Origin of the sequence: Conyzicola sp., from assembly GCF_046714715.1 — a bacterium.
GTDB lineage: Bacteria > Actinomycetota > Actinomycetes > Actinomycetales > Microbacteriaceae > Conyzicola.
The window spans coordinates 1-10,641 of record NZ_JBKKAD010000218.1; the positions used below are offsets into that span (position 1 = coordinate 1).

Annotated in this window: 12 protein-coding genes; 4 read left to right on the top strand and 8 right to left on the bottom strand. The window is 69.1% G+C overall.

Annotated elements, in window-relative coordinates; all coding sequences use genetic code 11:
• Window positions 1-171 precede the first annotated feature (171 nt).
• The gene (locus ACLQ6X_RS16940; protein ID WP_411701320.1) at window positions 172-840 is read left to right on the top strand and encodes a response regulator; all 669 of its coding nucleotides are present in this window, start codon (window positions 172-174) and stop codon (window positions 838-840) included.
• Between the two features lie 3 nt (window positions 841-843).
• Here the strand turns inward: ACLQ6X_RS16940 and ACLQ6X_RS16945 are convergent, their stop codons facing one another.
• From ACLQ6X_RS16945 to ACLQ6X_RS16965, 5 genes are read right to left on the bottom strand one after another with little or no spacing between them, the layout of a single operon-like run.
• The gene (locus tag ACLQ6X_RS16945; protein ID WP_411701321.1) at window positions 844-2,055 is read right to left on the bottom strand and encodes an MFS transporter; all 1,212 of its coding nucleotides are present in this window, start codon (window positions 2,053-2,055) and stop codon (window positions 844-846) included.
• Window positions 2,052-2,363, bottom strand: coding sequence for an MTH1187 family thiamine-binding protein (locus ACLQ6X_RS16950; protein ID WP_411701322.1), 312 nt, complete (start codon window positions 2,361-2,363; stop codon window positions 2,052-2,054). Before ACLQ6X_RS16950 ends, ACLQ6X_RS16945 begins: the two co-directional genes overlap by 4 nt.
• A 9-nt stretch (window positions 2,364-2,372) precedes the next feature.
• On the bottom strand, window positions 2,373-3,680 hold the full coding sequence (locus ACLQ6X_RS16955; RefSeq protein ID WP_411701323.1) for a glycosyltransferase 87 family protein: 1,308 nt from the start codon (window positions 3,678-3,680) through the stop codon (window positions 2,373-2,375).
• Between the two features lie 20 nt (window positions 3,681-3,700).
• Window positions 3,701-3,955, bottom strand: coding sequence for a hypothetical protein (locus tag ACLQ6X_RS16960; RefSeq protein WP_411701324.1), 255 nt, complete (start codon window positions 3,953-3,955; stop codon window positions 3,701-3,703).
• Between the two features lie 24 nt (window positions 3,956-3,979).
• The gene (locus ACLQ6X_RS16965; protein ID WP_411701325.1) at window positions 3,980-4,522 is read right to left on the bottom strand and encodes an NAD(P)H-hydrate dehydratase; all 543 of its coding nucleotides are present in this window, start codon (window positions 4,520-4,522) and stop codon (window positions 3,980-3,982) included.
• A 23-nt stretch (window positions 4,523-4,545) separates the two neighbouring features.
• Here ACLQ6X_RS16965 and ACLQ6X_RS16970 point away from each other — a divergent pair, with 23 nt between their 5' ends.
• Window positions 4,546-5,163, top strand: a complete 618-nt coding sequence (locus ACLQ6X_RS16970; RefSeq protein WP_411701326.1) for an HAD family hydrolase — start codon at window positions 4,546-4,548, stop codon at window positions 5,161-5,163.
• Window positions 5,164-5,242: 79 nt separating this feature from the next.
• Complete coding sequence (locus tag ACLQ6X_RS16975; RefSeq protein ID WP_411701327.1) at window positions 5,243-6,322, top strand: NADH:flavin oxidoreductase/NADH oxidase; 1,080 nt, start codon at window positions 5,243-5,245, stop codon at window positions 6,320-6,322.
• 111 nt (window positions 6,323-6,433) lie between these two features.
• Here the strand turns inward: ACLQ6X_RS16975 and ACLQ6X_RS16980 are convergent, their stop codons facing one another.
• The 3 genes from ACLQ6X_RS16980 to ACLQ6X_RS16990 all read right to left on the bottom strand — a co-directional run bounded on the left by ACLQ6X_RS16980 (window position 6,434) and on the right by ACLQ6X_RS16990 (window position 10,359).
• The gene (locus ACLQ6X_RS16980; protein ID WP_411701328.1) at window positions 6,434-7,474 is read right to left on the bottom strand and encodes a hemolysin family protein; all 1,041 of its coding nucleotides are present in this window, start codon (window positions 7,472-7,474) and stop codon (window positions 6,434-6,436) included.
• Complete coding sequence (locus ACLQ6X_RS16985; protein WP_411701329.1) at window positions 7,471-8,820, bottom strand: hemolysin family protein; 1,350 nt, start codon at window positions 8,818-8,820, stop codon at window positions 7,471-7,473. The genes ACLQ6X_RS16980 and ACLQ6X_RS16985 overlap by 4 nt, the downstream gene beginning before the upstream one ends.
• A gap of 84 nt (window positions 8,821-8,904) precedes the next feature.
• On the bottom strand, window positions 8,905-10,359 hold the full coding sequence (locus ACLQ6X_RS16990) for a GuaB1 family IMP dehydrogenase-related protein (RefSeq protein WP_411701330.1): 1,455 nt from the start codon (window positions 10,357-10,359) through the stop codon (window positions 8,905-8,907).
• 145 nt (window positions 10,360-10,504) lie between these two features.
• Here ACLQ6X_RS16990 and ACLQ6X_RS16995 point away from each other — a divergent pair.
• A partial coding sequence (locus ACLQ6X_RS16995) for a 2-oxoglutarate dehydrogenase E1 subunit family protein (RefSeq protein ID WP_411701331.1) occupies window positions 10,505-10,641 on the top strand: 137 nt, incomplete at its 3' end.

Sequence of the window (10,641 nt, forward strand, 5' to 3'; positions counted from 1 at the left end):
GAAATCGTGTCGACCCGTCGACATGGGACGCCATCCGACGGGTGGGACGCTACAGTGACTCAAGTCAGAACGCGAGTCTCCGGGTCGAAATCGAGTGCTTCGTCGACAACCCCGCCGACTTGTGAAACGGGCGCGTGCCGCTCACCATCGCTCTACAGATAGGGACTTACCGTGACTGACCCAGACAAGCGCATCCGCGTCGCCATCGTTGACGATCACCGGATGCTCCTGGGGGCACTCACCGAGTGGATCCGCAGCGCGCAGGACATCGACATGGTCGCCGCGGTCGCGAGCTGGCCCGAGCTGCTTACCCACTCCGCGTTCCCCGTCGACGTCGTGCTGCTCGACCTCGACCTCAAAGACAACATCCCGATCTCGCTCAAGATCTCGACGCTCAAGACCATGGCCGTCAAGGTCGTGCTGATGAGCACCTACTCCGAGCCGAACGTCGTGCGCGAGGCCCTCGCGGCCGGTGCCCTCGGCTACCTCGTGAAGAGCGAAGACGCGAGCATGATCATCGAGGCGCTGCGTGCGGCCGCCATCGGCGAGTCGTTCGTCTCTGCGGAGCTCGACCTGGCCCTCAACGCCGGCGAGGTCGGCGGATCGCCCAAGCTCAGCGCCCAGGAGCGCCGCGTGATGGCACTCTACGGCGGAGGCGAGCCGGTGAAGGCCGTCGCGTTCCAGCTGAGCATCAGCGAAGAGACCGCCAAGTCGTACCTCAAGCGCATCCGCGAGAAGTACCGCGTCGCGGGATTCGACGTGGGAACCAAGGTCGCCCTGCGCAAGCGCGCCATCGAAGACGGCATCCTCATCGAGAGCGACCTGCCGCGGGCGCTGTAGCACCTATCCGAGGCGCAACGGGCGCCTGCGCTGCAGCGCCACGCTGAACAGCGCGAGCCCGATGCCCGGAATGCACAGCAGCAGTCCCACGACCGCGGGCGACAGGTAGCCGAGCCCCGCGGCGATCGTCACACCGCCCAGGTACGCGCCCAGGCTGTTGCCGAGGTTGAGTGCCGCGTGGTTGGCGGCCGCCGCGAGGGTCTGACTGTCCCCCGCGACATCCATGAGTCTCGACTGCACCGCGGGCGACAGTGCGGATGCTGCGCCGCCGACGACGAAGAGCGAGATCAGCAGGCCGGCGGTCGTGTGGGCGGTGAGCGCGAACGACGCGAGCGCGACGACGAAGAGGCCGAAGCAGACGAAAATGGTGCCCATCACATTGTGGTCGGCCGCGCGACCGCCGGCGAGGTTGCCGAGGGTCATGCCGAGACCGATCACCACGAGCGCGATGGGCACGAACGACTCGCTCTGCCCGGTGACCTGCGTCACGACGGGGCTCACGTAGCTGTAGACGGCGAAGAAGCCGCCGAACCCGATGGCTCCGGTGAGCAGCGCGAGCCACACCTGCGAGCGTCCGAACGCGCGCAGCTCGCGCGTGAGGGTCGCCTTCGGGTCGCCGGGCTGCAGCGGAACGGCCAGCGCCACGGCCACGAAGGTGAGCGCGAAGATCGCCGCGACGGCGAGGTAGGCGACGCGCCATCCGGCCTGTTGGCCGAGGAGGGTGATGAGCGGCACGCCGATGACATTGGCGATGGTGAGGCCCGACAGCACGATCGCGACACCGCGGCCGCGCTTGCCCTCGCCCATGAGCGAGGCGGCGACGAGCGTGGCGATGCCGAAGTAGGCGCCGTGCGGGAGCCCCGCGATGAAGCGGGCGACCAGAACGAGCTCGAAGGTGGGCAGCACCGCGGAGAGCACGGTCGCGAGCGTGAACGCGACGAGCAGCCAGAGCAGCAGTTGCTTGCGCGGGAACCGGGCCGACAGCGCGGCGATCGTCGGGGCGCCGACGACGACTCCCAGCGCGTAGGCGGTGATGAGCCAGCCGGTCTGCGCGACGGCCTCCTCGTGGCTCGACGCGTAGAGGGCGGGCAGCAGGTCGCGCGCGACGTTGTCGAGCAGACCCATCACGACGAACTCGGTGGTGCCGATGCCGAAGCCGCCGAGGGCCAGGGCGAGCAGTGCGAGGCGGACGCGTGCGGGCGAGAGGCCGCTCACTCGGAGTCGGCCGCGAGCACACGCTCGACGCGCTCGACCTTGCCGGTGAGCTCTCCCGTGTGCCCCGGGCGGATGTCGGCCTTGAGAACGAGGGAGACCCGCGGGCCGAAGGCCGCGACGGCCTCGGTCGCCGCCTTCACAACGGCGAACACCTCGTCCCAGTCACCCTCGATGGTGGTGAACATCGCATCGGTCTGGTTCGGCAGGCCGGAGGCCCGCACGACACGCACAGCCGCCGCCACCGCCTCGTGCACGGAACCGTCGTCGCCGCCGCTGCCGACGGGAGATACCGAGAATGCCACGAGCATGTGTGTTCCTTAGGGAAGATCGGACCTTCGAGCGGCGGGGGCTTTCGGGGTGGTGAGGCCGTCGGACACCGCGTGCCGTCCTACCAGCACCACGGAACGGACCGCCCACGCGAGCAAGACGCACAGCAGCGCGTTCCTCACGGTCAGCACCGTGAGCATGATCGGGTTGAGCGAGATCAGTTCGACGTAGAAATAAGGATAAAGCGCCTGCGTCATCACGGCGACCACGAGCACGATCGCGGCCGGGAATCGGAACGACGGCGCATGGCCGGCCGCGTTGGCCGCGAGTCCGAGAACGATCGGCACGGCGAGCCAGGCGATGAACTGGGGCGACCCCACCTTGTTGACCACGATGAGGGTCGTCACGAGCGCGAGGGCGAGCGGCGCGAGCAGTTCGGTGGGCGTGGCACCCCTGCGGGCGGCCCAGACGCCGGTGGCCGCGACGGCGAGCGCCACCACGGCGAGAATCGGCGTCATCACCGCGGCCGCGGTGGCGACCCCGTCTCCGACGATCTGGAAACTCAGGATGTCCTGGTCGTAGTAGATGTAGGTGTTCGGCACCCCGAAGAGGGCCTGCCACGCCCACACGGTGCTCACCGGCGCCTCGGCCTGCATGCCGCGCCCGGTCTGCTGCGTGACGAAGCTGAAGACGTTGCTGCCGCTGCCGAACAGCAGGGCGACGAGCACGATCGCGGCGCTCACGGAGGCCGCCGTCAGCACCAGCCGTGAACGACCGCGGCAGGCGATCAGGATCGCCGCGAGCAGGGCGGCCGGCCACACCTTCACCCAGGTGGCGACCGTGAGCACGACGGCGGCGGCGGTGGGCCGTGTGGCCAGCAACAGCACCCCGACTATTGCGAGCGGCACCGAGACCGAGTCGATGCGGGCGACGGCGATCGGGCCGAGCAGCACCAGGAACGCGATCCACCACCAGCCCACGGCCGCGCGGTCTCGCGACCTGCCCCACCCCGTGATCGCGGCGAAGGCCACGGCGTCGAGCAGCATCACCATACTCAGCCAGGTGCTGGCGTAGAGCGCGGGGCCGAGGGCGAACGCGGCGAGCATCGGCACGATGGCCAGGATCGGGTAGACCCAGACGCTGTCGATCCCCATCCAGAAATTGCCCGTGACGATCTGGTCGATCCACAGTCTGTAGGTGATGGTCACATCGCCCAGCGGAAAGCCCGGACCGTAGAGGTTGAGCATGCCGAGCCAGAGGTGCGCCACCACGAAACCCGCCCACAGGGCGGCCCGGCTCGTCGCCACGGAGCGCAGCACGGTCGGGATGCGCCGCGGCGACCCAGCGGCGTCCGTCATGGGGTCAAGCGTACCCGCGACTACGACGAGGCGAGCAGCCCGGCGATCGTGCCCGAGACCTCGTGGGCGAGGTCGAGCACCGTGAGCGGACCGCCGCGGCTCGCCCGCATCGCCGCGAGCCCGTGCACGACGGACGCGGTGGCGGCCAGCTTCGCGAGCACGGCAGGGTCGGCCGCGATCTCGTCGGTGTGCGTCGCCACGAGGGCGCCCAGGATTCCGGCCAGCGCGTCGCCCGCCCCCGCGGTGGCGAGCCAGTTCGGCGCGCTCGCGGCCACGCGCGCCAGGCCGCAGCCCACGACCTAGGTGGCGTGGCCCTTGAGCAGCACGGTCACCTCCAGCTCGTCGGCCGCCGTGCGCGCCCACGTCGCCGGATCGGCGACGATGCGCTCCTTCGCCACGTCGAGCACCCGCGCGAGTTCGCCGTAGTGCGGGGTGATCACGACCGGCCCGCTCGCGCCCTCGTGCAGGTCGAGCGCTCCCCCGTCGAGCACGGTCGGCAGAGCCTGCGCCATGGCCAGGGTGCTGAGCGCGACCGTCGCGTCGTCGCGGTGCGCGTGGTCCATACCCGAGCCGATGAGCCAGGCCTGCACGCGCCCCTCGGCCGTGACGGCCTCGGGCCGACGCTGCAGCACGAGCGACGACACCCGTTCGCCGCCGAGGTAGCGCACCATGCCCACCCCGGTGCGCAGCGCGGCCTCGACGCCGAGCACGGCCGCGCCCGGATACCTGTCGCTTCCCGTGATGACCCCCAGCACGCCGCGCGAGTACTTGTCGTCGTGCTCGCCCGGCACCGCGATCAGTCGAGCCGCGTCATCCGGTTTCCAGGTTGTGTAGTCGCCCATGCTGCTCAGGCTAGTTTGGAACCATGACACTGCGTATCGCCGACCGGGTTGTTGTCTTCGACTACGGCGAGGTGATATCGCTCGAACCCAGCGCGACCGACCGCGCCCAGCTGGTCGCCGTCGCCGGGGTCGACGAGGCCGCGTTCTGGCCCAGCTACTGGCGACACCGCGACGGTCTCGACCGCGGCACGATCAGCGTCGCCGAGTACTGGCGGCTCGTCGCCGACGAGACCGGCGCCGAGTGGTCGGCCTCGACGGTGCAGCGCCTCTGGGCCCGCGACTTCACCAGCTGGATCAGCGTCGAGCCCGGCACGATCGACCTCATCGCCGAGCTGCACGCCGGCGGCACGCGGGTGGCGTTGCTCTCGAACGCCGGCTTCGACTTCGCGGGCCCGTTCCGCTTCTCCCCCATGGCGCAGTTCTTCGAGCGCATGTTCGTCAGCGCCGAGATGGACGCCATCAAGCCCGATCCCGCGATCTACCTCGAGGTGGCGGACGGCCTGGGAATATCGCCCGCGCAGATGGTCTTTATCGATAACAAGAAGATCAATACGGATGCCGCGGCCGAACTCGGTGCGACGGTGCACCACTACGTGCACGTCGACGGTCTTCGTCAGTTCCTCACCGCGCTCGCGAACTGAGCGCGGCCACCCCCCCCACCACGGGAGATTCGTGACCACTGCATTACCGTCAACACCGCCAGCATCCTCAGCACAGTCAGTGCCGAGCGTCTTCACCCCGCTCAGCATCCGCTCCACCACCTTCCGTAACCGGCTCTGGGTGCCCGCGCTCTGCCAGTACTCGGTCGAGAAGCGCGACGGCGTTCCCACCGACTGGCACCTCGTGCACCTCGGCGCCTTCGCCATGGGCGGCGCCGGCCTCATCGTGACCGAGGCGACGGCCGTCGCGCCGAACGGGCGCATCTCGCCCCACGACACCGGCATCTGGAACGACGCCCAGGTCGAGGCCTGGTCGCGCATCACCGCCTTCCTGCACGAGCGCGGAGCCGTCGCCGGCATCCAGCTCGCGCACGCCGGCCGCAAGGCGTCGACCCACCGCGGCTGGGCGCCCGAGAAGACCGGCACCGTCTCGGCGGAGGACGGCGGCTGGCAGACGGTCGGCCCCTCGGCGGTCGCGTTCGGCGCCTACGCCGAGCCTCGCGCGCTGAGCGTCGCCGAGATCCACGACGTGGTCGCCGAGTTCGGCGCGGCCGCGAAGCGTGCGGTCGCCGCCGGCTTCGACCTCGTCGAGGTGCATGCAGCGCACGGCTACCTCGCCCACCAGTTCCTGTCTCCGCTGTCGAACCTGCGCACCGACGAGTACGGCGGAAGCCTCGAGAACCGCGCCCGCTTCGTGCTCGAGATCGTGCGGGCCGTGCGTGAGGCCGTCGGCGACGCGATGCCCGTCTTCGTGCGCTTCTCGGCCACCGACTACGCCGAGGGTGGCTGGAACCAGGAAGACACCGCGACCGTCTCCGGCTGGGCGAAGGAGGCCGGCGCCGACTTCTTCGACATCTCCACCGGCGGCAACGTCTCGGGCGTGACCATCCCCCTGAGCCCCGGGTACCAGGTGCCGTTCGCCGACTTCGTGGGAACCATGGCCGGAGTGCCGGTCAACGCCGTCGGGCTCATCACCACGGCCGCCCAGGCCGAGGAGATCGTGGCCAGCGGGCAGGCCGACGCCGTGATGCTCGGCCGCGAGATGATGCGCGACCCGCACTTTCCGTTGCGTGCCGCCCACGAGCTGGGCGTCGAGGGCGACTACTGGCCCGAGGCGTATGTCAGGGCGCGGTGGCGCTAGGAGAAATCGCGCCAGCGATTTCGCGCCACCGCGCCGACTGAGCCTGCGAAGGAGGGCACCGACGCGTTACTGAGCGCCGAGGCCCTTCGACAAGCTCAGGGACCGACCGTGTTAGTTGCGCCGGGTCGCGTCCTGCACTTCGCCGACGAGCTCCTCGATGATGTCCTCGAGGAAGAGCACACCCCGCGTCGCGCCGTTCTCGTCGAACGCGCGCGCCACGTGCACGCCCGAACGACGCATGGTCGCCAGCGCGTCTTCGAGGTCGGTGCTGCGGAAGATCGAGATGAGCTGACGGATGCGCTTCGGCGGCACCGGCTCGGTGAATTCGTCGCCGTCGAGGTCGATGACGTCCTTGAGGTGCAGGTACCCCGTCGGTTCGCCCTCGTCGTTGATCAGGATGTAGCGCGAGAAGCCGCGCTGGGCGACGGCGCGTTCCACGTCGGCGGGCGAGGCGTCCTCCGGCAGGGTGACGAGGTCGTCGATGCCGATCGCGATGTCCTGCACCTTCTTCTCGGTGAACTCGAATGCCGCGGTGAGCGCGCCGGTCGAGTCGGTGAGCACGCCCTCCTTCGTCGACTGCGCCACGATGTTGGCGACCTCGCCGAGGGTGAAGACGCTCGTGGCCTCCGACTTCGGGGTCACCCCGAACAGCCGCACCACGCCGTTGGCGGTCGCGTTGAGCGCGACGATCACCGGCTTGAACACGTTGCCCACGAAGACGAGGGGCGGAGCGAGCAGCAGCGCGGCCTGGTCGGGCATCGAGAACGCCAGGTTCTTCGGCACCATCTCACCGATCACGACGTGCAGGAACGACACGAGCAGCAGGGTGAGCACGAACGCGATCACGCCGCTGAGCTCTTCGGGCAGGCCCGTCCAGTGCAGCGGCACCTCGAGCAGGTGGTGGATCGCCGGCTCGGAGACGTTGAGGATCAGCAGCGAACACACCGTGATGCCGAGCTGGCTCACCGCGAGCATCAGCGTCGCGTGTTCCATCGCCCAGAGGGTGGTCTTCGCGGCGCGGGAGCCGGCGTCGGCCTTCGGTTCGATCTGCGAGCGGCGCGCCGAGATCACGGCGAACTCTGCACCGACGAAGAAGGCGTTGACGAGCAGCAGCACGACCAGCCAGAGGATGCCGGGGATGGACTCGCTCATTTGTCGCTCACCTCGCTCTCGTTCGTAGTCGAATCATCCGCGGTCGAATCGTTCGGGGCGGTCGGCGTGTAGCGCACCCTGTCGATGCGGCGGCCGTCGAGCCGCTCGATGCGGAACGTGCCGCCCGCGGCCTCGACGACGTCGCCCACGACGGGCAGTCGGCCGAGTTCGCTCATGATCCAGCCGGCGACGGTCTCGAACGGGCCCTCCTCGGGCACCGAGACACCCGTGCGCTCGAGCAGTTCGTCGGGCCGGAGGATGCCGGGGAAGGTGAACCAGTCCCGCGACCGCACGACGTCGGGCTTCGAACGGTCGTGCTCGTCGGACACCTCGCCCACGAGTTCCTCCACGAGGTCCTCGAGCGTCGCGACACCGGCGGTTCCGCCGTACTCGTCGAGCACGACGGCCATCTGGTAGCCACGGCCGCGCAGCTCCGAGAGCAGCGAATCGAGCTTCATGGTCTCCGGAACGCGCAACGCGTCCGACTGCAGGGCCGACACCGGTACATCCGTGCGCTTGGAGCGCGGAACCGCGACCGCCTGCTTGACGTGCACGATGCCGACCACGTCGTCGACGCTGTCGTCGATCACGGGGAAACGGGAGAGCCCGGTCGTGCGGGCGAGTTCGATCACATCGAACGCGGTGTCGGTGCGGTCGACGCTCTTCAGGCGCGGGCGCGGTGTCATCACGTCTTGGGCGGTGAGGTCGGAGAACGCGAGGGTGCGGGCGAGCAACGTGGCCGTGTCGTTCTCGAGGCTGCCCTCGCGGGCCGAACGGCGCACGAGCGACGAGAGCTCCTCGGCAGTGCGGGCGCCCGACAGCTCCTCTTTCGGCTCGATGCCGAACGAGCGGATGATCGCGTTCGCGGTATTGTTCAGCAGCGTGACGGCCGGACGGAACACCGCGGTGAACCCGATCTGGAACGGGATGACCAGCTTGGCGGTCTGCAGCGGCAGGGCGAGGGCGAAATTCTTCGGCACCAGCTCGCCGATGATCATCGACAGCAGCGTGGCGATGAACACGGCGACGATGGTGGCCGTGGTCGGGATCGCCACCTCGGGAATCCCGATCGACTCGAACAACGGAGTCAGGAAGACGCTGAACGCCGGCTCCATCGTGTAGCCGGTGAGCAGGGTCGTGAGGGTGATGCCGAGCTGCGCGCTCGAGAGGTGGGTCGACGTGCGCTTGAGCGCGCTGATCGACATGCCGAGTCCCTTTTCGCCCTTCGACTGCCGAACCTCGAGATCGGAGCGGTCGAGGTTGACGAGGGAGAATTCGGATGCGACGAAGAGGCCCGTTCCCACGGTGAGGAGGAGCCCGATGCCGAGGAGTAGCCACTCAGACATGGACGCTCGTGCCGGTTACGAGAGACGCGATGGGGATGGGCACGTGTAAAGGGGGGTCGTCCATTATCTCATCGAGTATAGGCGCTACCAGCTGACAGGCAGGGCCTTGCCCTCCTCGTATCCGGCCGCCGACTGGATGCCGACGAGCGCGCGGCGGTGGAACTCGGCGAGCGACGTCGCCCCGGCGTACGTCATCGAGCTGCGCACCCCCGACGTGATCATGTCGAGCAGGTCTTCGACCGACGGCCGCAACGGGTCGAGGTAGATGCGCGAGCTCGAGATCCCCTCGGCGAAGAGGGTCTTGCGGGCCAGTTCGTAGGCGTCGAGCCGGTCGAACCTCTGCTGCACGGCCTTGGTCGACGCCATGCCCCAGCTCTCCTTGTACAGCCGCCCCGTGTCATCCGCCGCCAGCGAACCGGGCGCCTCGATGGTTCCGGCGAACCAGGAACCGATCATGACGGATGCTGCGCCGGCAGCGAGGGCGAGGGCGACGTCTCTCGGGTACCGCACGCCGCCGTCCGCCCACACGTGCACGCCCAGCTCGCGTGCTGCCTGGGCGGTTTCGAGCACCGCGGAGAACTGCGGCCGGCCGACCGCCGTCATCATGCGCGTCGTGCACATCGCGCCCGGACCGACACCCACCTTGACGATGTCGGCGCCCGCCTTCACGAGGTCGCGCACCCCCTCGCGGGTGACCACGTTGCCCGCGACGATCGGCACCCCGAGCTTCAGCGCCGACACCGCGGCGAGCGCCGCGACCATTCCGCGCTGGTGGCCGTGCGCCGTGTCGATCACGAGCACGTCGACCCCGGCCGAGACGAGCGCCTTCGCCTTCGCCGCGACATCGCCGTTGATGCCGATCGCGGCGCCGACGACGAGCCTCCCGTCGGCGTCGACCGCCGCGTCGTAGATGGTCGAGCGCAGGGCGCTCGTGCGGCTCAGCGTGCCCACCAGGTTGCCGTGGTGCAGCACGGGCGCGAAGTCGAGCTGTGCGGCCACCATGACGTCGAACGCGGCCCGCGGGCTGTCGAGGTCGTCGGCGTCGAGGGAGGCGAGGTTGCCGTGCAGCAGGTCGCCGAGGCGGGCGTCGGGCAGCGCCGTCGCGAGCCGGGACGCGGGGATCACGCCCAGCACGGCTCCCCCGCCGTCCTGTCCCGCGCCCTCGCGCACGACGATGCCGTGCCCGGCGACGGGCGGAAGCAGGGTCAGCGCCGTCGCCGCCGTGGCGTCGGGGGCGAGTTCGAGCGGGGTGTCCCAGGCCACGGGCTGCGACTTCACCCAGCGGATGGCCGCGTCGAGGTCTTGCAGGTGCATGTCCTGCGGCAGGATGCCGAGGCCGCCGCGCCGGGCGAGGCTCGCCGCGAGCCGCGGCCCGGTCACCGAGTTCATGTTCGCGGAGACGATCGGGATCGTCGCGGGTGTGCCGTCGCCCGGCGCGAGCGAGACGTCCAGCCTGCTGCTGACGTTCGATCCGCTCGGAACCAGGAAAACGTCGGAATAGGTGAGGTCGTGCGCAGGTGTTGTCTCGTAGAACTCCATAAATTTCACGTTAGACCCTCGATCGCGCCCGCACGCGGTTAAGAATGTGATTACCCTTAGAACTAATGCGGGCAGTGCTGGTCGCCAGTTACTGGGCCCGTACCGTGAATCGAAACCTGAGTGAACTGAGAGTGGGCGGTCGGCTGTGTCAAGCCAAGTGACCGGACTTGCAGCAGAAGACGGATCTTCTGGCGAGTTCGGGGCCAACGAATGGCTCGTAGACGAAATGTACGAACGGTATCTGGTTGACCGCAATTCGGTCGATCAGTCCTGGTGGCCGAT

Excerpts from the sequence above, each read along its gene's own strand:
- ACLQ6X_RS16950 (WP_411701322.1), bottom strand. The coding sequence starts at position 2,363 with ATGCTCGTGGCATTCTCGGTATCTCCCGTCGGCAGCGGCGGCGACGAC.
- ACLQ6X_RS16955 (WP_411701323.1), bottom strand. The coding sequence starts at position 3,680 with ATGACGGACGCCGCTGGGTCGCCGCGGCGCATCCCGACCGTGCTGCGC.
- ACLQ6X_RS16965 (WP_411701325.1), bottom strand. The coding sequence starts at position 4,522 with ATGGGCGACTACACAACCTGGAAACCGGATGACGCGGCTCGACTGATC.
- ACLQ6X_RS16970 (WP_411701326.1), top strand. The coding sequence starts at position 4,546 with ATGACACTGCGTATCGCCGACCGGGTTGTTGTCTTCGACTACGGCGAG.
- ACLQ6X_RS16980 (WP_411701328.1), bottom strand. The coding sequence starts at position 7,474 with ATGAGCGAGTCCATCCCCGGCATCCTCTGGCTGGTCGTGCTGCTGCTC.
- ACLQ6X_RS16985 (WP_411701329.1), bottom strand. The coding sequence starts at position 8,820 with ATGTCTGAGTGGCTACTCCTCGGCATCGGGCTCCTCCTCACCGTGGGA.
- ACLQ6X_RS16990 (WP_411701330.1), bottom strand. The coding sequence starts at position 10,359 with ATGGAGTTCTACGAGACAACACCTGCGCACGACCTCACCTATTCCGAC.